Here is a 19,218-nt window from a genome sequence, read left to right as displayed (position 1 = left end):
ACGGGTAGTTCTACGCATTGATCCTCGGCCGGACCCTGCCATGCTTCCCGCATGAGGGGGAAGCTCACCGTTGTCGTGCTGCTCGCGCTGGCCCTGGCCGGCTGCGGCCGTCCCGCACCGGCCGGACCGTCGGACCCGGCGCTCGGTTTCGTCCGGCACGACAACGCCGTGTCCGCGCCGACCGCGGACGGCGGCTACGCCCGACCCGGCGCGGGCATCCGGCACCTGCTGACGGTCGACCAGTGCGCCGTCGGAGTCGGCGTGTTCGAGAACGGCTACCGCGACGTCGGCGCGAACTGGACCGGCGACACAGCCTGCACCCGGTTCTCGCTGCCCGTGAACAAGCCCGCCACAGCAGGGGACCGGCCGCCGAGCCAAGGCGGTTGGGACGGTTCGGGCCTGGCCGCGCACGGCGCGGTGGCCCTGAACGACGGGTCGGTCATCGGCGTGGACAGCTCCGTGCAGCGCCTCGCGCCGGACGGCAGCGTGACCACGCTGGCCGACCTGCACCTGCCCTGGCACAAGCCTTCCGACGAGACCGGCGACAGCGGCCGGGCCAACTCCGTGGTGCAGTCCGGCGATCGGCTGGTGATCGGCGGCGGGCAGACGGTCGGTGGCCACAGCGCCGCGTTGATGTGGACCTCGACCGATGGCGGCCACACCCTGGCCCCGGTCGAGCTGCCCCAGGCCGAGGGCAACTACGTCGGCCCGATGGCCTCCAGCGACAACACGATCGTCGCGTCAGCGTCCGCCGGCGGCGGACGGCTCACCACTTGGCGCTCCACCGACGGCGGCCAGAGCTGGCAGCAGCACGAGATCCCGAGCGTCCCGGGCACCACAAGCATCGCCAAGGTGCTGCGCACCGAGCACGGTTGGCTGATCGTCGGCAGCGACGAGAACCGGCCGTTCCTGGCCAGCAGCCCGGACGGCGTGGCCTGGACCAAGACCGACACCGCCGCGCTGGGCAGCGGCGTGGTCCTCGACGCCACTGGCGGCAAGGACGAGGACATCGTGCTGGTCGGTGCCAGCGGCAGGTGCGGCGTGGTGTGGACGACGAGCACCGACGGCTCGTGGCAGCGCGGCGACCTCGGCTGCGACGACGCGCCGCAGGCCGTGACCACGCTGGCCGACGGGCGGGTGATCGCGGTGGGGGTGAAGGACGTGTGGGTCAGGGCTTGAGGGTGCCCGGCCAGAGGTATTGGTCCGCGGGCTGCGTCGTGCCGCGGAACCAGGCGTCGAAGAAGCCGTTCAGGTCCTTGCCGCTGATCAGCTGCACGTACGACTCGAACTGGGGCCAGGTGGCGTTGCCGTCGCGGTGCAACGCCGGCCAGGTCTTGAGGACCTGGAAGAAGGCGTCGTCGCCGATGGTGCGGCGCAGAGCGTGCAGGGCCATCGGGCCCTTGCTGTAGACGGCGCCGAACTCGTTGCCGGCGCCCATGTCATAGAGCTTGCCGGCGAAGATCTGCGGGCCCTTCTGCACCGCCCTGCGGTACGTGTCGTCCAGGTTCGCGCCCTCCTTGGCCTCCGACCACAGCCATTGCGCGTAGCTGGCCAGGCACTCGTTGAGGCAGACGTCCTTCCACTGCTGCACCGACACCGAGTCACCCCACCACTGGTGGGCGTTCTCGTGCACGATCGTGCTCAGGTCGGTCCACTTGGCGTAGATGGGCCGGGTCTGCGTCTCCAACGAGAAACTGATCTTGTCGGCGAGGAAGATGCCGCCGGCGGCGTCCTGCGGGTACTTGCCGAACTTGGACGACAGGAAGTCCAGAATCTCCGGCAGCCGCGTCTCAAGGGGCTTCTTGTCGTCCGTGCCCGGGGCGAACGCCGACACCACAGGAGTGCCGTCGGCCAGCTTGCCGGTGGCCATCGTCCAGTGGTCGATGCCGACCGTGGTCAGGTACGAGGCGATCGGCTCCGGCTCGTCCCAGCGGTACGTCGTCCAGCCGCCGCCGGACTCGTTGTGGCCGGGCACGCCGTTGGAGATCACGCTCCAGCCGTCCGGGACCCTGACCGCCAGGTGGAAGGACGCCTTGTCGGTCGGGGTGTCGTCGACCGGGTACCAGGTGGCCGCCGAGTGCGGCTCGCCCGCCGCGAACGCGCCGCCGGTGCTGGAGATCTGCCAGCCCTCCGAGCCCAGCTTCTTCGACTTCACCGGGTTCGGCTCGCCGCCGTACTGCACCTCGACCGTGAAGGTGTTGCCCTCGGCGATGGCCTCCGCCGGCTTGACCGCCAGCTTGTCGCCGGCCCGCTCGGTTTCCGCGGCCTGGCCGTCCACCGTCACCGTGCGGACATCGAGGCCGACCAGGTCGAGGCTGAACTCGCTGAGCGCCTGCTTGGCCTTGGCCGTGATCGTGGTGTCGCCGTCCAGGTGGTGCGACTTCGGGTCGTACGTGACGGCCACGACGTAGTTCGACGCGTTGTAGCCGCCGTTGCCGCTGGTCGGGTAGTACGGGTCGCCCGCCGTCCTGGCCCCGGCCGTGCCCTCGACGCCGTCGCCCGCCGCTTTCATCGTCGGGGTGCAGGCCGCGCACAACGCAGCGATCGCCAGCATCGCCGCCATTTTTCGAACCCGCATGCCGATGTGTGTACCAGGTGGTATGAGTGCTCCGTGTTCGATGTCGTCGAGTTCGGTGGCTCCGGCCCCGGCATTGTGCTGCTGCACGGGCTGATGGGCCGGGCAACCACCTGGTGGCCGGCGGCGCAGTGGCTGGTCCGCTACGGGCGGGTGGTCGGTCTCGATGCGCGGGGACACGGTCGTAATACGCATCGCGGCGGCGTTTGGCGCACCGAGGACTTCGCATCCGACGCCGCTGCCGTGATCCGTGATCTCGACCTGGGCCCCGCCGTGGTCATCGGCCACTCCATGGGCGGCCTACACGCCCTCGTTCTCGCTGCACTGGAGCCCTCGTTGGTCCGTGGCGTCGTCGTCGAGGACTTCGCCCCCGACCAGCGCGGCCGCACCGTCGACTCTTGGCGGGGCGAGTTCTCCAGCTGGCCCACGTCGTTCCAGTCCCTGGCCCACGTCCGGTCGTTCTTCGGCCCGGTCGGCGATTACTTCGTCGAGTGCTTCGAGGAACGGCCCGACGGCTACCACCTCATCGCCGATCTCGACGACCTCTACTCCATCGCCGCCGAATGGGGCCGCCGCGACTACTGGCCCTTCGTCTCCCGCGTCCAGGCCCCGCTGCTCGTCATCGAGGCCGAGCACACCTTCATGCCCGCCGGGCAGCAAGAGGCCATGGCCGCCCGCGTCCCCGACGGCCGCCACATCCTGGTCGAAGGCGCCGGCCACCTCGTCCAGCTCAGCGCCCCCGACGTCTACCGCGGAGCCGTCGAGGCCTTCCTTTCGGGCCTGCTCGACGGCTGAGCCGGCAGCGGGTCCTCAGGCTCAAGAACGTGCGAACAGAACGTCGACCTCGCCCGTGACGGTGTCCGTGATGCCGACCTCGTCGACCTTGGCGCGGATGGGCTCGACCGGGTGCAGCGCCGCGATTCCGGCGGCCAGGGTGGCGGTGTCGATCTCCTGTGCCAGTGCGCAGTGCGGCACCCAGGAGCCCGGCAGGTAGTAGGCCGAGGGGTTCTTGACCTTCTTCGCCAGCACGTCGTGCACCGCGGAGTGGACCGCCAGCAGTTCGTTGTCGACCACCGCGGTGAGCACCAGGTTGTTCTCCGTGGTGGGGAAGGTGCCCAGGGTGTACAGCCAGATGCTGGGCAGCGCCAGCAGGTTCAGCTCGGCCGTGAGGTCCGCTCGGGTCTGCCGGGTGAAGGCGCCGCCCAGGGCGAAGGTGACGTGCGGCCGGTGCCGGCGGTGGCTGCGGGTGGCCAGGCTCGGCACGCCGGCCCGCTCCAGCCGCTGCCACAGCCCTCGAACTCCTGTGTCGGCCTCGCCGTCGAAGAAGAACTCCAGGGCCTGTGCCATGGAGTCCATCCAACACTGCTCAGCTGGGGCGAACCCCCACCGCGTCACGGATCTGGTTGCCCAGCTCGGCCACCGTCCGCGCGCAGTGTGCGCAGCAGTAGAACCGGCCGTCCACCTCGACGCCATGGCCCACGATCCGGCAGTTGCACCGCTCGCACCTCGGCGCCAGCTTCTCCATCGCGCACTCGAAGGAGTCGAACCAGTGGCTCTCGCCGCTCACCGTCCGGATCTCGAACGCCATCCAGTAGTCGTTGCCGCAGACATCGCAGGTCGCCATGGCGACAGGGTGAGGGGTCGCATCGAACCCGGCAACCGGAGCGCCTACCGCTACCGGGACAGCCCCCAACCCACCCGAGTGTCTCGCGGGGCCGGTCGTTCAGCCCGGCCGAGACCGTGTCCAGGTGCTCGGCGGTGTGCACCGATAGGTCGGTGACTTTGGGGAAGTACTTGCGCAGCAAGCAGTTCGTGTTCTCGTTGCCTACACCCTGGTTCACCAGCGCAAAGTGAGTGAGGCGTTCGGTGTCCGGACGTGTGCCACGCCGGGAGGGGGCCCGAGTGGTCCCGGCCGGGGCACGGTCTCGATCTCGTCTGGTCATCGATGCGACTCCTGATCACTCAGGTGTTGCAATGACCCCTAGAACAGCCCCCTCCCTATCCCAGGGGGGCGACCCCAAGCCCATTCTACCTGCGTAAACGGCGGGTGATCTTGGGAGAAGGGGGGCCTGTGGACAACTTGGAGGTTGTCCACAGGTGGGGTCAGTGCTCACCCGGGAGGGCGAAGAGGCCGGAGTCGGTCTGCTCGATGAGGCCGTCGACGAGGAGGGAGTCGAGGCAGCGGTCGCGCTGGGAGGAGTCGGACCAGGCGGCGTCGAGCAGGGGGCGGGCGACGGGGCCGGGGGAGCCGCGGAGGACGTCGAGGAGGCGGCCGCGGACCTGGCGGTCGGTGCCGGCGAACTTCTGGACGGCTTTGGCGGGGCCGTTGTAGGCGGGACGGCCGGCGAGCTGCCAGGCGCAGGTGTCGAAGACGGGGCAGTCGGCGCAGCGGGGGGCGCGGGCGGTGCAGACGAGGGCGCCGAGCTCCATGAGGGCGGCGGAGTAGCGAGCGGCGACGGAGTCGACGGCCGGCAGCAGGGCGGCGACGTCAGCCATGTCCCGGGTGGTGGAGGGGGGACCGGCATCGCCGGCGCCATGGACGGCCCGGGCGACGACACGGCGGACGTTGGTGTCGACGACGGGACAACGCTGCCCGTAGGCGAAGGCGGCGACGGCGCGGGCGGTGTAGGCGCCGATGCCGGGCAGGGCCAGGAGGGTGTCGACGTCGGACGGCACGACATCGTTGTGCTGCAAGGTGATGACGGAGGCGGCCTCGTGCAGGCTTCTCGTGCTGAACCCTATCCCAACACCAGCTCGTGCTTAGAGTGACCGGACTAGTTTTCAGTGCTGAAGCTGCCAGGCAGTGTAGTCGACCCTTAGTGCATCCTGGCTCCTGTTGTGTCTGCAATGCTGTGAGGCGCTAGCTTTAGGTCTGCCCGATCACCTGTCGGGCAGCTACACGATGAGACCTCTCTCCTAGACATACAGTGACTTACGCCTCCGCTTATGGCCAGGGCCCCGACGAGTGTTCTGGATACCCCGGGACAAGATAAGGCGACAAGGGGGGGTGGTCACAGTACACCGTCTGTGCGTTTTGTTAACCCCGTAGGTCCTGAGAAAGGGAATTGTCGGTGCATAACATGACCACCCGGCGACACTACTCGTATCTAGTGAATTGGTTTCTCTGTTTGGAAGCAGGTGGTGACAAGGCTCCCCTGAAGCTGATGAAAATCCCTTCGGATGTCGATTGATCTATTCCAGATGGGCTCGACCCGGGCAACGGGGGTCTGCTGGAGCATGATCTCGCTGACCAGCACGCCCCAGGCGGTGCACTCGGGCCGCCGCCACGGCAGATCCCGCGCGGTCCGGTCGAACCAGCTCAGCAGTGTGTCGGCGGCAAGCATCGCCCCCGATTATCCCTGGCCGGGGGACAACACCTCGTGCAGGGCACCGTTGTGCACGTCGTAGACGAAGCCGCGGATGTTGTCGGTGTACGGCAGGAAGGCACTGTGCCGCAGCCGGGCCATGGAGGTCCGCACGCTGTCCTTGACCTCACGGAAGGCCTCGACGGCCCAGGTCGGGCGCAGGCCGGTGTCGGCCTCCAGCTCGTCCTTGAACTCCTCGTCGGTGGTCATCGACAGCCCGCACGAGGTGTGCTGGACGACCATGATCTCCCGCGTGCCGAGCTTGCGCTGGCTCAGCGCCAGCGAGCGGATCACGTCGTCGGTCACCACACCGCCGCCGTTGCGCAGCACGTGCGCCTCGCCCTGTTGCAGGCCGAAGATCTCGAACACCCGGATACGGGCGTCCATGCACGTGAGCACGGCGATGTGCAGCGACGGGCTGGCCGAGGACCGGTCCCCGCGGGTCCGGTCGACCAGTGCGGCATTGCGGTCGAGCAACTCGTCGATGGCGGTCATGTCGCACCTCCCTGTGTCTCCCTCTATGGCACCTGGTCGGGTGAGCGCTGACAAGGGGTCTTGAGCAAAGACACAACCGGATTGGGTGACCGCCACAATCCCTGGCCGACGGTGTCGGCGGCGTTACCGTCGGTGCATGATCGAGCCATCCGGTCCGCTCGAACCGTCGGTGTACTGGCGCCGCCGGGTGATCGCGCTGGTCTGCTCGGTCCTGGTGGTCGTGCTGCTCGCGGTGATCATCTCAAGCCTGCTCGGCCGCGGCTCGCAGGCCGACCCGCAGGGTGTGGCCAACAAGCAGGGCGTGGTCCCCACCTCCAGCAAGCGCCTCACGTCCTCGCCACCGACCAGCGGCACGATCGCGGCGGCCGGGGCGTCCTCGTCGTCATCGGCCTCGCCCGTGCCGACGCCGACCACCACGACGGGCCCGCCGCCACCGCCGCCTCCGCCGGGCCCATGCCCGGACACGTCCGTCACGGTCGAGGGCCGCATCGCGCAGGCTGCCTACCGGGTCGGCCAGGCGCCGCTGCTCACGCTGGTGATCACCAACTCCGGGCCGGTCGCGTGCAAGCGGGACGTCACCCGGCAGCTGCGAGAGCTGATCGTGCTGACGGCCGACGGCAACACTCGGCTGTGGTCCAGCTCCGACTGCTACTACCAGCAGCCCGCCGACGTCCGGCTGCTCCAGCCCGGCGAGCAGGCCACCTTCAGCATCGCCTGGGCCGGCCGCACCTCGTCGCCGAACTGCGCGCCGAGCGGGGCGCTGCTGCCGGTCGGCGATTACGTGGTGGTCGGAAAGCTGGGAAACCTCACGAGTAAGCCGACACCGTTCAAGCTCACCTGATTAACCCGAAGGTGTCACGGCCAGAGGGGTAATTCCCAACGCCAATCCAGTACGGTGTGGATCCACGGGAAGTCGTTCGAGAGGATCCGTTTCCGGTGTTGGACGAGCAGGCAGAGGTGGCAGACCGTTTCCGGTCGCTGCTGCTGCGTGCGCTCGTTCTGATCGGCGGCGTGCTCGCCGGCACCGCGCTGGCCTGGCTGCTCTCCTCGGCGACGGCTTCGGCCGCCGAGCCGACCCCGGTCTCCACCCTGTTGTCCACGGCCGGCGACGTCGTCGACACCTCCGTCGAGCACACGGCCCTCATCGGGCAGGACGCCCGGCTGGCCGCGCAGGCGCTGCCGGCGGCCGCGCCCTCGGTGCCGGCCATCGACGTTCCGGTGCCGCACCTGGTCGCCCCGGTGATCCTGGTCGAGCAGCGGCTCGACGAGTTCGCCGGCTCGCGATCCGATGAGCCGGTCGCCGGCGAGGTCGTGACCAGGACTTATGTTCCGGTTCACGCCGTGTCGGCCGCCGAGTCGGCCGAATCGGTCCCGGTTGCGAGCCGGGTCGAGCGCCCGACCGAGATGGTCGCGGCGCACCCGCAGGCCGGCCTGAGCGCGCCGGTCAGCCCCCTTCGTCCGGACGGCACGCCCAAGTCCGAGGTTCTGCCGTTCGGGGCTCTGCCCGGCGGCGCCTGCGGCCACGACGGCCCGACCGGCAGCGGCAGCGGCATGGCCCTGCACGACGGATCCTCCGTCGTGCCCGCGGCCGCTCCCGTCCTGTTCACGAGCGCGTCTTCGCGCTGCGTGCCGATGACCGCGCGACGTCAGCCCGGCATCACCCCCGACTGATTCACCTCTCCCGACCGATTCGCCGCGCCCGGCGATCGGTCAGCAGTCCATTTTTTCTTCACTCCCCATTTATTGGGTGATCCCTGCCCCGAATCGGTTTTTCGAGGGATCGCCCGTCTTCTCCCGTGACCCGGGAAATCAACAAGGAGAACATTCCCCATGCGTACCTGGATGAGGCGCGGAATTCCGGTGGCTCTGCTCGCCGGCAGCGTGCTGGCCATGAGTGCCGGCAATGCCGCCGCCGCGCCCGCCCCGATCGGCGACCCGACCGGCCTCGCGGACACCGCGCTGCGCCTGACCGACATCGTCGGCCACAAGGGTCTGCCCCCGCTGCCCGACACCTCGCAGATCGAGCTTCCGACGGCCCCGATCGGCCAGTCGCAGCGCGACCTTCCGAGCGGCCTCGGCGACGGCGGCCTCTCCCTGAGCAACGTGCAGCTCAACGGCCAGGACCTGGCCCACCCGGGCCTGCCCGGCCTGTCGGCGCTGCCCGGCCTCGGCGACCAGCAGCGGGCCATCGACCCCAGCCACGCCATGATCTCCGGCCTGCCGCAGCTCCAGATGCTGCCCAAGGTGCCGGGTGTGGGCTCGGGCCTGCCGATCGCGCTGGTGCCGAACCTGACCACCTCGCGCTCGCTGCCCAACTTCACCTACAGCGGCGTGGTGCCGACCGGTGGGCTGCACAACCTGGCCAAGGTGCCGGACGTGTCCAACCTGGGCAGCCTGGCCCAGGCCGAGGGCCCGATCGCGCTGCCGAGCCTGCCCGCCATGGGCGACGACGACCAGCGTTCGCTGCCGGGCACCGACCTGCTGGGCACGCTGCCCGTGGGCGGCCTGCTGGGCGGCGTGGCCGCCGAGCGTGACCTGCCGGGTCTGCCCAAGCTGCCGCTGAACCTGCCGGGCGTGCCGGTCGGGCGTTCGCTGCCGGGCCTGGGCCTGCTGTCGGTTCTGCCGGTGAACGGTCTGCTGGGTGGCGTCTCGCAGCGCTCGCTGCCGGGCCTGAGCCTGCTGTCGGCGTTGCCGATCAGCGGTCTGTTGGGTGGCGGTCTTCCGGTCGGTCGTTCGCTGCCGGGCATGGATCTCGTTGGCACGCTGCCCGTGGGTGGCCTGCTGGGTGGCACGCAGCGCGATCTCCCGGGTCTGAGCCTGCTGTCGGCGTTGCCGATCAGTGGTCTGCTGGGCGGTGGCCTGCCGATCGGTCGCTCCCTGCCGGGTACGGATCTGCTGGGCGCGCTGCCGGTCAACGGCCTGCTGGGTGTTGCTGGTACCGAGCGCGACCTGCCCGGTCTGAGCCTGCTGTCGGCGTTGCCGATCAGTGGCCTGCTGGGTGGCGGCCTGCCGGTCGGTCGTGAGCTGCCGGGTCTGAGCCTGCTGTCGGCGTTGCCGATCAGTGGCCTGCTGGGTGGCGGCCTGCCGGTCGGTCGTGAGCTGCCGGGTCTGAGCCTGCTGTCCGCGCTGCCGGTGGGTGGCCTGCTGGGTGGCGTCGCTGCCGAGCGTGACCTGCCGGGCCTGCCGGCCCTCCCCGCCCTGCCGCTGCTGGGTGGCACGCAGCGCGCGCTGCCGCTGCCTGGTCTGGAGTCCCTGGGCATGATCACGGGCCTGATCGCCAGCACCCCGCTCGCCGGCCTCCTGGCCAGCACCCCGCTGGGTTCCGTCGCCGGCCGTGAGCTGCCGGGCATCCCGGCCCTGCCGGTGCACCTGCCGCTGGTCGGCGGCACGCAGCGTGACCTGCCGGTCCTCGGCTCCGCCCTGCCGAAGCTGCCCCTGGGCCTGCCGGCCGTTCCCGGCGCCACGCTGAGCGGCATCCACGGCGTCCCGGCCCTCGGCCCGGGCTTCACCACCACCATGCCGGCCGACGACTCCGCCCGCACCATCGTGCCGGGCGTTCCCAACACGGCGGACGTTCTGGGTGGCGTGCTCGGTCACGCGCCGCGCCTGCCGATCAGCGGCATCTGAGCCGTAATCACACAGAAAACGGCCCCCGCCTTCCGCGCGAAGGTGGGGCCGTTTTCGTGTGCCTAGAGGATCACGGGCCGAACCAGCGCTCCTTCGGTGATACGAGGCGGCGCGGAGGTGGTGCCGATGACCAGCTCCGTGGACAAGGTCACGGTCCGCGGCCGGTTGTGGTCGGCCGCGTTGACCAGCAGCTTGCCGGCGGCACGGCCCTTCTCCATCACGGGCTGACGCACGGTGGTGAGCCCGGCCCGCTCGCTCTCGGTGATGCCGTCGAAGCCGGTGATGGTGAGGTCCTGCGGCACGCGCAGACCCCGCCGCCGAGCCTCGCCCAGCGCGCCGAGGGCCAGGATGTCCGAGGTGCAGATCAACGCCGTGACCTGGGGGTCCCGGTCCAGCAGCTGGGCCGCGGCGGAGGCGCCGGAGGCGATGCTGTGGTCGAAGCGCTCGACAACGGGAATGGAGGTCCAGTCCACATTGGCCGAGGTGAAGGCCGTGGCCAGCGCCTCCAGCCGCGCCCGCTGCACGTGGAAGTGGGCGGTGTGCTGGCGGTCGACGTTGACGAAGCCGTCGTTGCGGTCCCGCGCCAGCCGCATGCAGATCACGCCGACCCGGCGGTGGCCCAGCTCGATGAGGTGGCTGGCGATCTGGGTGATCGCGGCCCGGTCGTCGATGCCGACCCGGTCCACGGTGTCCAGCTCGGGCTGGTCGCAGACCACGGTGGGCACCGGACGCTCCAACACGGCCGCCAGGTGCGGGTCGTCGTCGGGCACCGAATACACCACGAAGCCGTCGACGCCGGCCCGGTGCACCGCGGCCACGTCCTCACGTTCGGGATTGGCCGGCACCAGCAGCAGGCCCTGGCTGGCGTCCTCGCACGCGAGCGCGAGACCCTCCAGGAAACCGACCGCGGCCGGGTCGCGGAACGCGTAGGACAAGTTCTCGGTCAGCAGCAGCCCCACCGCGCCCGCCTTGCGGGTCCGCAGCGACCTCGCGACCGGGTCCGGACCGGGATAGCCCAGCCTTCGTGCCGTCTCCAACACCCGCCGGCGCAGCTCAGGCGAGAGCTGGTCGGGCCGGTTGTATGCGTTGGACACCGTTGTCCGCGAAACGCCCAGCTCAGCGGCAAGAGATGCCAACGTCGCCGGCCGTCGCACATGCATTGACCGCGCCATGGAGTGACCGTAACGGTCAAGAACCAATTCGTGAAGCCGACGGCACCCGTGTCCCCCTGAAGCACTATCCCGGCATGTCAACAGGTCTTTCGCGTTAAGTCAGCTTGGTGTAGACCAATTCACGCCCTCGGAATCGGTCCTGTCGACTCCCTGACCACCAGTTTGGGCCGAAACAGGCGGGTGTGCGAGGCCGCCGTCTCCCGTCGGGAATCGGGCTCCAATCGCTGGACAAGCTCGTCCACGGCTGCGGCCGACATCTCACTGATGGGCTGCGCCACAGTTGTCAGCGCGGGGGTGCAGTGTCGGGCGAACGGGATGTCGTCGAAGCCGACCACGGAGAGTTGCGCCGGCACGCGAAGGCCCCGCCGCGCGGCCTCCCGCAGCGCCCCGATCGCCATCTGGTCCGACGAGCAGATCACCGCCGTCGGCGCGACCGTGTCGAGCAGGTGCCCCAGCGCGGCTGCCCCGCCGGAGGGTTCGAACGGGCCGTGGGCGACGAGCTCGGCCGGCGCGGGATGGCCGTTCTCCTCCAGCGCCGCGGCCCAGCCGGCGCGCTTGAGTCGTGACGGCAGAGCCCGGGCGGGTCCGCTGACAAAGCCGATCCTGGTGTGTCCCAGCGCGATCAGGTGCGAGGTCGCGAGGTAGCCGGCCAGCTGCTCGTCCACGCCGATGTCGGCGACGTCCAGGGCCGGGGTGGCGCCGTTGATGAACACCATGCGCACGCCGTCGGCGACGAGGCGGGTGTAGTAGCCGGCCTCCGGCGCCTCGCCGGGCGGGGCGTTGGTGATGGCCGGCGACACGAAGATCATCCCCTCCACGCCGCGGGCCAGCACCATGCGCACGTACTCCTCCTCGCGCAGGCCGGCCGACCGCGTGTTGCACAGCAGCGAGGAGTAGCCGGCGGCGGTGGCCTTGGTCTCCAACGCCTCGGCGAACGCCGGGAACACCGGGTTGGACAGCTCCGGCAGCAGCAGGCCGATCACGCCGGTGCGCTGCAACGCCCCCAGGCCGCGCGGCGAGTACGGGAGGTCCGACAGGGCGGCAAGCACCCGTTGCCGGGTGTCCTCGTTCACGCCGGCCCGACGGTTGAGGACCCGGCTCACGGTGGAGACGCTGACGCCCGCGATCTTCGCGATCTCGGCCAGACCGGGCACCCGCGTCCTCCTCGACAACTCTGCTTTCGCCACATGGGGCGCACATGTGGGGCCAGAAGTCGGATGTGGTCCACATGTGGCGGATCTGGGCGTGTCCGGGGGAAGCCTGCCCGGGGTGGAAAGGTTTTGCAACGACCGCGCCCGGTCACTGGGTCATTACGGTGCGGTTACGGCCGTTGTCTTGCCCGACCTTTGGTCACACCGGTGAAATCCGCGGCAAAACTTTGCAGGGTAAGCAACGGGGAACGGACGGTTACCATGCGACGCACTGCTCTCGTGATCGCCGGAGCGCTGTTACTCACGGCCTGTGGCGGCGGAGGCGGCGCCACCGGCGCGGACTCCGGCAAGGTCGTCTTCTGGGACACCAGCGGACCCAACGAGCATCCCGTGTTCGATCAGGTGGCCAAGGACTGCGCGACCAAGGGCGGCTACACCGTCGACGTGCAGCAAGTGTCCTTCGACCAGGCGCTGGCCAACTACAAGACGGCCGCGCAGGGCGGGCAGGGCCCGGACGTGCTGCGTTCGGACGTGGGCTGGGTGGCCCAGCTGGCCCAGAACGGCTTGATCACCGACCTGTCCGACACCGACGCGGCCAAGGACACCTCCGACTTCCTCGACGGGCCGCTGGGATCGACCAAGTACAACGGGAAGACCTACGCCGTTCCGCAGGTCACCGACACGCTTGCCTTGCTGTACAACAAGAAGATGCTGGCCGACGCGGGCGTGCAGCCGCCGGCCACCTGGGACGAGCTCAAGGCCGACGCGCCGAAACTGGGCGGGGCCAACGCGATCTTCCTCAACAACGACGCCTACTACGCGCTGCCCTTCATCTACGGAGCCGGCGGCGACCTGCTCGACGTGCAGAACAAGAAGATCGTCGTGAACTCGCCGCAGAACGTGCAGGCGCTGCAGACCGCCAAGGGCCTGTTGGACGCCAAGGCCGCGACCACGGCCCTGGACCAGGCCAACTCGTACAACAACATGAAGGCGGCGTTCTCCGCCGGCCAGGTCGCGATGGAGATCGACGGCCCGTGGACGGTGGTCGACCTGCTCAAGGGCGACGCGTTCAAGGATGCGGCCAATCTCGGCGTCGCGGTGCTGCCGGGCGTCACCGCCGGCAAGGGCAGCGGACCCATCGGCGGCCACGATTACGTTGTGCGCCAAGGAACCAAGGCCAAGGCGTCCTCGGTGAAGTTCATCCAGTGCATGAGCTCGACCGAGTCGCAGGTGTCCATCTCCAAGCAGCTCGGCCTGCTGCCCACGCGCAAGTCGGCCTACGACAGCCCGGACGTGAAGTCGCAGCCGAACGTGACGGCCTTCGAGCCGGCGATCAAGCAGGCGCACGCCCGGCCGTGGGTGGCCGCGGGCGCGCAGCTGTTCGACCAGCTCAAGATCGACTACGCCTACGTGCTGTCCGGGCAGAAGGACGCCAGGACGGCGCTGGACGAGGTGGCCAAGGCCTACAAGGACCAGGTCGTCACCGACTACTCGGTGAACTGACGTGCGCCGCTCGATCGAACGGCACTGGTACGCCTACGCGATGGTCGCCCCGGTCGTGGTGGTGCTCGCGGTGCTGGTGCTGTACCCGTTGGCCCAGGGCGTCTGGTTCACCCTCACCGACATCAACGAGTCCACCATCGCCAACCCGGTGCTCGACCGTCCGGCGACCTACTCCTTCGTCGGGCTGCGCAACTACCTGAACGTGCTGTCCGGCGATCCCAGCTTCGGCTCGTTCTGGTCCACGTTGCTGCGCACCATCATCTGGACCGGGTCCTGCGTCGTGCTCACCTATGGCGTCGGCCTCGGCCTGGCGCTGCTGCTCAACCGGCCGATGCGGGCCCGCGCCCTGTACCGGGTGCTGCTGATCCTGCCGTGGGCGGTGCCGGTGTTCATCAGCGCGTTCGCCTGGAAGTTCATGTTCAACAGCCAGTTCGGCGTGATCAACCAGGTGCTCGGGGCGTTCGGGCTCGGGCAGCCGGTGTGGCTGGGGCAGACCGATCTCGCGCTGGTCGCGGTGGTCATCGTCAACGTCTGGGTCGGCGTGCCGTTCATGATGCTGGCGCTGCTCGGCGGCCTCCAGTCCATTCCGGCCGACCTGTACGAGGCGGCCGAGGTGGACGGCGCGACGCCGTGGCAGCGGTTCCGGGACATCACACTGCCCGGGCTGCGCTCGGTGTCCAGCACCGTGGTGCTGCTCGGCATCATCTGGACGTTCAACATGTTCCCGGTGATCTACCTGGTGACGGGTCCGGCGGCCAACCCGAACACCCGGATCCTGGTCACCTACGCGTTCGAGCGCTTCTTCTCCGGCGCCTCCCGGGACTACGCGGTGGCGTCCACCTACGGCGTGCTGATCCTGTCCGTGCTGTTGGTGTTCGCCGCCTTCTACCGGCGGGCGCTGCGTCGTCAGGAGGCGTTCGCGTGACCATCGAATCCCTCCCGATCCAGGTTCAGGCGGCCCGGGTTTCCTTGCGGGGCAAGAGATCCATGGGACGAAGTGTGGCGCTGCACGCGACTCTGACCGTGGCGTCGCTGATCGCCGTGTTCCCGGTGTTCTGGGTGCTGGTGACGTCGTTCAAGCCGGACGCGCGGGCCGTCGCGCCGACGATCCGGCTGTTCGACGAGTCGTCGTTGGCCAACTATCGCGACGTGCTTTCCGGGCAGCAGGGCGACTTCCTGGCCTGGGTGCTGAACTCCGTGGAGATCGCGCTGCTGACCACGCTGATCGCGGTGTTCCTGTCGGCCACCACCGGATACGCCGTCAGCCGCTTTCGCTTTCCCGGCAGCCGAAAGCTGTTGCTGTCGTTCCTGATCGCGCAGATGTTCCCGTTCGCGGTGCTGATCGTGCCGCTGTTCAACGTGTTGCTGTCGCTGGGACTGCAGGGCACCGGCATCGGACTGGTGCTGGTCTACTGCACGACCTCGGTGCCGTTCTGCACGTACATGCTCAAGGGCTACTTCGACACCATTCCGACCGACATCGACGAGTCGGGCCGGGTCGACGGGCTGTCCCCGTTCGGCGTCTTCTGGCGGCTGGTGCTGCCGCTGGCCCGGCCGGGGCTGGCCGTCACGGCGTTCTACGCGTTCCTCACGGCGTGGGGCGAGGTGGCCTTCGCGTCGGCGTTCCTGAGCGCTTCGGACGAGTCCAAGACGCTGGCGGTCGGGCTCCAGGTGTTCGTGCAACAGAACCGCGTCGAATGGGGCCATTTGGCCGCCGCGTCGATACTCGTGTCGATCCCCGCGGTCGCTGTGTTCTACCTGGTACAGCGGTTCCTCGTGACGGGGCTGGCCGCGGGCGCGGTCAAGGGGTGACGATTCAGAAACGGTGGGTAGTCGGTGTACGCCGAGGGGCTGACGGATGCGCTTTCTCGGGTTACTTTGTCGTCACACGTTTCGCAGTGAAAGGGACCACACATGGCCGAGGTCGCCTACGTCAGTGCCTCCCGGGTGTTCGCCGGGAACCCGCCGGTGCGCGCGGTCGACCAGCTGGAACTCGATGTCGCTGACGGTGAGTTCCTGGTGCTGGTCGGGCCGTCCGGCTCGGGCAAGTCCACCGCCCTGCGCATGCTCGCCGGTCTGGAGGACGTTGACGAGGGCGCCATCAAGATCGGCGGCAAGGACGTCACCAACGTGCCGCCGAAGGGCCGCGACATCGCCATGGTGTTCCAGTCCTACGCGCTGTACCCGCACATGACGGTCGCCGAGAACATGGGCTTCGCGCTCAAGCTGCGCGGCACGTCCAAGCAGGAGATCAAGGACAAGGTCGCCGAGGCGGCCAAGATGCTGGACCTGACCAAGTACCTCGACCGGAAGCCGAAGGCGCTTTCCGGTGGTCAGCGGCAGCGCGTCGCCATGGGTCGCGCCATCGTGCGCGAGCCCAGCGTCTTCCTGATGGACGAGCCGCTGTCCAACCTGGACGCCAAGCTCCGCGTCGAGACCCGGGCCAACATCGCCGCCCTGCAGCAGCGGCTCGGCACGACCACGATCTACGTCACGCACGACCAGGTCGAGGCCATGACCATGGGCGACCGGGTGGCCGTGCTCAAGGACGGCCTGCTCCAGCAGTGCGCCTCCCCGCGTGAGCTGTACGACCGCCCGGCCAACGCGTTCGTGGCCGGCTTCATCGGCTCCCCGGCGATGAACCTGAAGACGGTTCCGCTGACGGCCGAGGGCGCCCTGCTCGACGGTCTCACCGTGCCGCTGACCCGGTCCGCGCTGGACAAGGCGTCGACCGAGGGCCTCAAGGAGGTCACCTTCGGCGTCCGTCCCGAGACGTTGCGCCTGGCCGGCGCCGACGAGGAGGGCATGGAGCTGACGGTCGAGCTCGTCGAGGAGCTCGGCGCCGACGCGTACGTCTACGGCTCGGTGCGCATCGGCGGTGTGCCCGAGCGCTTCATCGTCCGCGTCGACGGCCGCACGCCGCCGGCCTTCGGCCAGAACGTCAAGGTCGCCGTGCGCGACACCAGCGAGGTGCACCTGTTCCACCCGGAGAGCGGCGCCCGCCTGGAAGTCTGAAAGTTTCACTGCCGTGTGGGGCCCGTCGACAGCCACGGAGCCCGCATGTGCCGGACAACCGGTGGGCGGGGCTCGTCGTCTGACCTGATATGCGCACCCTCTACCGGGACGGCTTCGACTACCTCACGTCGAGGCCCGACGTCACCGCGGCCCTGCTGCTCGGCGGCCTCGTCCTCGGGGCGTTGGCGCTGCTCGCCGCCCACCTGTTCCGCTGGGGCAAGACTGCCTCGGCGCTGGCCGGCGTGAGCCTGGCCCTGGCGCTGTCCGTGACCCTGGTCCGTCCGTACTGGGGCGAAGTTCGGCTCGGCGACCCGCTTCAGGCCTGTGTTCCTGGCCACTTTTCCGTCTCGGCCGGGGGCGCGCTGCTGAACTTCGTGATGCTGATGCCGCTGGGCTTCTTCGGAGTGCTGGCCACCAAGCGGCCGCTGCTGGTGGCCATGGGCTGCGTGTCCGTGAGCGCCGGCATCGAGATCACCCAGGCGCTGTTCGAGCTGGGTGTCTGCGACGGTCAGGACTTCATGAACAACAGTGTCGGCGGTGTGCTGGCCGCGCTGGCCGCGTGGGTGCTCCTGCTGGTGTTCGGCCGCGGCAAGCACCAGGTGCGTCGGCAGCAGCCCCCGAGCGGCCCGAACCGGCCGGTCGGGTCCGGGTGGCTCGCCGGCTCCACCAGCGGGCCCGTGCACTCGGATCGCTGGCGGGCCGATGGCCCCACCGTGCCGGTCCAGGTCGCGCCCGACCACGAGACCGTGCCGCTCCGACAGCGCCGGGAGACCGTGGCCACGGGGGCCTGGCGCAGGCGGTAACCGCCCGACTGCGGCGAAGAACACACCTCACGGCACCGGCAGGTCTCCGACCTGCCGGTTCTTTGGTTCAGACCACGCGAACCACCCGTCCAGGTGATAACGATTTTCACTCCAACGAGGAAGTTGATCACTCTTCTCGCTTAGGCTCCACTCGACAACGGTTTCCATTACACGATCTTTCACGCGGTCGAGGGGTGTGCTGATGACGGTCCGTTCCCGATGGGCAGGTGTGGCCGTGCTGGCCATGGCGGCGCTGACCGCCGCGGCGTGCGGCAACGGCGCGGCCGCCCCGGCCGACGGCAAGATCAAGGTCGTCGCCTCCACCGACGTGTGGGGCAGCGTGGTCAAGGCCGTCGGCGGCGACGCTGTCAACGTCACCTCGATCATCGACGACCCCACCAAGGACCCGCACGACTACGAGATCAAACCGACCGACACCGCCGCCGTGGCCGGCGCGCAGTTGTTGGTGTCCAACGGAATCGGCTACGACGACTTCTTCGCCAAGACCGTCTCGACCGTGGGCGCGGGCAAGCCGAGCGTGGTGGCCTTCGACGTCTCCGGCAAGCAGAAAGCCGCTGACACCAACGAACACGTCTTCTACGACCTGCCGACCGTGAAGAAGGTGGCCGACAAGGTCGCCGAGGACCTCGGCGGCATCGACGCGTCCAGGAAGGCCACGTTCGACGCCAACGCCAAGGCGTTCGACGCCAAGCTCGACGACGTGCTCACCCAGATCGCGAAGATCCCGGCCGGCAAGAAGGTCGTGGTGACCGAGCCCGTCGCCAACTACCTGCTGACCGCCGGCAACCTCGCCGACGCGACGCCCAAGCAGTTCGAGGAGGCGGTGGAGGCCGGCACCGACATCCCGGTCGCCGCCGTCGCCGCCACCAACGCCCTGATCGCCAACCGCCAGGTCGACGCCCTGGTCAACAACGCCCAGACCGAGACCGACCTGACCAACCAGCTCAAGGCCAAGGCCGCGACGGCCGGCATCCCCGTCGTGGACGTGACCGAGACGCTGCCCGCCGGGACGACCGACTACGTTGGTTGGATCGGCAAGGAGGTCGACGCCCTATCGAAAGCGCTCGCGAAGCAGTGACGACTGACGCGTTCGTCCACGCCGCCCCGGTCTCAGCGCCGGCGGCGGCGCTGCGCATGCGCGGGGCCCGGCTCAACTACGGCAGCCGCGTCCTGTGGGACGGCCTGGACCTGGACATCAGGCCGGGCGAGTTCCTGGCCGTGCTCGGCCCCAACGGCTCCGGTAAGACCAGCATGCTGCGGGTGCTGCTGGGCCAGCAGCCGCTGTCGGCGGGCGAGGTGGCCATCGCCGGCAGCGCGCCCGGCAAGGCCAATCACAAGATCGGCTACATCCCGCAGCAGCGGTCCATCGACCCCAACCTCACCCTGCGCGGCCGCGACCTCGTCGGCCTCGGCCTCGACGGGCACCGCTGGGGCCTCGGCCTGCGCGGCCGGGCCGAGCGCCGCCGCCGGGTGGAGGCCGCCCTGGCCGAG

Annotated in this window: 18 protein-coding genes and 3 pseudogenes; 12 read left to right on the top strand and 9 right to left on the bottom strand. The window is 69.4% G+C overall.

Features of this window, described 5'->3' with window-relative positions:
• Positions 1–51: 51 nt before the first annotated feature.
• Complete coding sequence (locus KUTG_RS24505) at positions 52–1,179, top strand: WD40/YVTN/BNR-like repeat-containing protein (RefSeq protein WP_043719913.1); 1,128 nt, start codon at positions 52–54, stop codon at positions 1,177–1,179.
• Here the strand turns inward: KUTG_RS24505 and KUTG_RS24500 are convergent.
• Positions 1,169–2,578, bottom strand: a complete 1,410-nt coding sequence (locus KUTG_RS24500; RefSeq protein WP_043719911.1) for a M1 family metallopeptidase — start codon at positions 2,576–2,578, stop codon at positions 1,169–1,171. The two genes, KUTG_RS24505 and KUTG_RS24500, sit on opposite strands and share 11 nt — an antisense overlap.
• Positions 2,579–2,611: 33 nt before the next feature.
• On the opposite strand from KUTG_RS24500, the gene KUTG_RS24495 reads away from it, so the two are divergent.
• The gene (locus tag KUTG_RS24495; protein ID WP_043719908.1) at positions 2,612–3,370 is read left to right on the top strand and encodes an alpha/beta fold hydrolase; all 759 of its coding nucleotides are present in this window, start codon (positions 2,612–2,614) and stop codon (positions 3,368–3,370) included.
• A 21-nt stretch (positions 3,371–3,391) separates the two neighbouring features.
• Here KUTG_RS24495 and KUTG_RS24490 read toward each other — a convergent pair whose 3' ends face one another.
• The 6 genes and pseudogenes from KUTG_RS24490 to KUTG_RS24470 all read right to left on the bottom strand — a co-directional run bounded on the left by KUTG_RS24490 (position 3,392) and on the right by KUTG_RS24470 (position 6,435).
• Positions 3,392–3,931: a 2'-5' RNA ligase family protein gene (locus KUTG_RS24490; protein WP_369794503.1), complete on the bottom strand. Its 540-nt coding sequence runs from the start codon at positions 3,929–3,931 to the stop codon at positions 3,392–3,394.
• A gap of 10 nt (positions 3,932–3,941) precedes the next feature.
• Entirely contained in the window at positions 3,942–4,199 is a 258-nt protein-coding gene (locus KUTG_RS24485; RefSeq protein WP_043719905.1) for a hypothetical protein, read from the bottom strand.
• Positions 4,200–4,269: 70 nt separating this feature from the next.
• Positions 4,270–4,410, bottom strand: a pseudogene (locus KUTG_RS63885) (IS30 family transposase); the annotation flags it as partial.
• A 268-nt stretch (positions 4,411–4,678) separates the two neighbouring features.
• Positions 4,679–5,296 (bottom strand): annotated as a pseudogene (locus KUTG_RS24480) (A/G-specific adenine glycosylase); the annotation flags it as partial.
• Between the two features lie 386 nt (positions 5,297–5,682).
• Positions 5,683–5,919: a hypothetical protein gene (locus KUTG_RS66410; protein WP_043719903.1), complete on the bottom strand. Its 237-nt coding sequence runs from the start codon at positions 5,917–5,919 to the stop codon at positions 5,683–5,685.
• A 9-nt stretch (positions 5,920–5,928) separates the two neighbouring features.
• Complete coding sequence (locus tag KUTG_RS24470) at positions 5,929–6,435, bottom strand: beta-class carbonic anhydrase (protein ID WP_043719901.1); 507 nt, start codon at positions 6,433–6,435, stop codon at positions 5,929–5,931.
• Positions 6,436–6,571: 136 nt separating this feature from the next.
• On the opposite strand from KUTG_RS24470, the gene KUTG_RS24465 reads away from it, so the two are divergent.
• From KUTG_RS24465 to KUTG_RS24455, 3 genes are all read left to right on the top strand, one after another.
• Positions 6,572–7,276, top strand: coding sequence for a hypothetical protein (locus KUTG_RS24465; protein ID WP_043719898.1), 705 nt, complete (start codon positions 6,572–6,574; stop codon positions 7,274–7,276).
• 116 nt (positions 7,277–7,392) lie between these two features.
• On the top strand, positions 7,393–8,106 hold the full coding sequence (locus KUTG_RS24460) for a hypothetical protein (protein ID WP_157494738.1): 714 nt from the start codon (positions 7,393–7,395) through the stop codon (positions 8,104–8,106).
• Between the two features lie 159 nt (positions 8,107–8,265).
• Positions 8,266–10,062, top strand: a complete 1,797-nt coding sequence (locus KUTG_RS24455; protein ID WP_157494737.1) for a hypothetical protein — start codon at positions 8,266–8,268, stop codon at positions 10,060–10,062.
• 70 nt (positions 10,063–10,132) lie between these two features.
• Here the strand turns inward: KUTG_RS24455 and KUTG_RS24450 are convergent.
• Together KUTG_RS24450 and KUTG_RS24445 are read right to left on the bottom strand one after the other, a co-directional pair.
• Positions 10,133–11,234 (bottom strand): annotated as a pseudogene (locus tag KUTG_RS24450) (LacI family DNA-binding transcriptional regulator).
• A 119-nt stretch (positions 11,235–11,353) separates the two neighbouring features.
• Positions 11,354–12,388 carry a LacI family DNA-binding transcriptional regulator gene (locus tag KUTG_RS24445; RefSeq protein ID WP_052395360.1) on the bottom strand — a complete coding sequence of 345 codons (1,035 nt, stop codon included), beginning with the start codon at positions 12,386–12,388 and terminating at the stop codon, positions 11,354–11,356.
• A 258-nt stretch (positions 12,389–12,646) separates the two neighbouring features.
• Here KUTG_RS24445 and KUTG_RS24440 point away from each other — a divergent pair, with 258 nt between their 5' ends.
• The 7 genes from KUTG_RS24440 to KUTG_RS24410 form a co-directional block, all read left to right on the top strand.
• A complete protein-coding gene (locus KUTG_RS24440; RefSeq protein ID WP_043719888.1) occupies positions 12,647–13,888 on the top strand; it encodes an extracellular solute-binding protein in 1,242 nt (413 codons plus the stop codon).
• Positions 13,889–13,928: 40 nt separating this feature from the next.
• A complete protein-coding gene (locus tag KUTG_RS24435) occupies positions 13,929–14,813 on the top strand; it encodes a carbohydrate ABC transporter permease (protein WP_052396662.1) in 885 nt (294 codons plus the stop codon).
• A gap of 62 nt (positions 14,814–14,875) precedes the next feature.
• A complete protein-coding gene (locus KUTG_RS24430; protein WP_084581291.1) occupies positions 14,876–15,700 on the top strand; it encodes a sugar ABC transporter permease in 825 nt (274 codons plus the stop codon).
• 102 nt (positions 15,701–15,802) lie between these two features.
• Positions 15,803–16,903, top strand: coding sequence for an ABC transporter ATP-binding protein (locus KUTG_RS24425; RefSeq protein ID WP_043719883.1), 1,101 nt, complete (start codon positions 15,803–15,805; stop codon positions 16,901–16,903).
• A gap of 89 nt (positions 16,904–16,992) precedes the next feature.
• Complete coding sequence (locus KUTG_RS24420) at positions 16,993–17,706, top strand: VanZ family protein (protein ID WP_043719880.1); 714 nt, start codon at positions 16,993–16,995, stop codon at positions 17,704–17,706.
• 202 nt (positions 17,707–17,908) lie between these two features.
• The gene (locus KUTG_RS24415) at positions 17,909–18,805 is read left to right on the top strand and encodes a metal ABC transporter solute-binding protein, Zn/Mn family (RefSeq protein WP_043730497.1); all 897 of its coding nucleotides are present in this window, start codon (positions 17,909–17,911) and stop codon (positions 18,803–18,805) included.
• Positions 18,806–18,861: 56 nt separating this feature from the next.
• A partial coding sequence (locus tag KUTG_RS24410) for an ATP-binding cassette domain-containing protein (RefSeq protein WP_157495613.1) occupies positions 18,862–19,218 on the top strand: 357 nt, incomplete at its 3' end.

The organism is Kutzneria sp. 744 (genome assembly GCF_000568255.1).
GTDB lineage: Bacteria > Actinomycetota > Actinomycetes > Mycobacteriales > Pseudonocardiaceae > Kutzneria.
This window is presented reverse-complemented; position numbering and strand designations above follow the sequence as displayed.

Bases quoted from the DNA above. Each gene is read 5' to 3' on its own strand.
- KUTG_RS24455 (WP_157494737.1), top strand. From the start codon at position 8,266: ATGCGTACCTGGATGAGGCGCGGAATTCCGGTGGCTCTGCTCGCCGGC.
- KUTG_RS24430 (WP_084581291.1), top strand. From the start codon at position 14,876: ATGGGACGAAGTGTGGCGCTGCACGCGACTCTGACCGTGGCGTCGCTG.
- KUTG_RS24505 (WP_043719913.1), top strand. From the start codon at position 52: ATGAGGGGGAAGCTCACCGTTGTCGTGCTGCTCGCGCTGGCCCTGGCC.
- KUTG_RS24440 (WP_043719888.1), top strand. From the start codon at position 12,647: ATGCGACGCACTGCTCTCGTGATCGCCGGAGCGCTGTTACTCACGGCC.
- KUTG_RS24485 (WP_043719905.1), bottom strand. From the start codon at position 4,199: ATGGCGACCTGCGATGTCTGCGGCAACGACTACTGGATGGCGTTCGAG.
- KUTG_RS24420 (WP_043719880.1), top strand. From the start codon at position 16,993: ATGCGCACCCTCTACCGGGACGGCTTCGACTACCTCACGTCGAGGCCC.
- KUTG_RS24490 (WP_369794503.1), bottom strand. From the start codon at position 3,931: ATGGACTCCATGGCACAGGCCCTGGAGTTCTTCTTCGACGGCGAGGCC.
- KUTG_RS24500 (WP_043719911.1), bottom strand. From the start codon at position 2,578: ATGCGGGTTCGAAAAATGGCGGCGATGCTGGCGATCGCTGCGTTGTGC.
- KUTG_RS24415 (WP_043730497.1), top strand. From the start codon at position 17,909: ATGACGGTCCGTTCCCGATGGGCAGGTGTGGCCGTGCTGGCCATGGCG.
- KUTG_RS66410 (WP_043719903.1), bottom strand. From the start codon at position 5,919: ATGCTTGCCGCCGACACACTGCTGAGCTGGTTCGACCGGACCGCGCGG.
- KUTG_RS24470 (WP_043719901.1), bottom strand. From the start codon at position 6,435: ATGACCGCCATCGACGAGTTGCTCGACCGCAATGCCGCACTGGTCGAC.
- KUTG_RS24465 (WP_043719898.1), top strand. From the start codon at position 6,572: ATGATCGAGCCATCCGGTCCGCTCGAACCGTCGGTGTACTGGCGCCGC.
- KUTG_RS24435 (WP_052396662.1), top strand. From the start codon at position 13,929: ATGGTCGCCCCGGTCGTGGTGGTGCTCGCGGTGCTGGTGCTGTACCCG.
- KUTG_RS24425 (WP_043719883.1), top strand. From the start codon at position 15,803: ATGGCCGAGGTCGCCTACGTCAGTGCCTCCCGGGTGTTCGCCGGGAAC.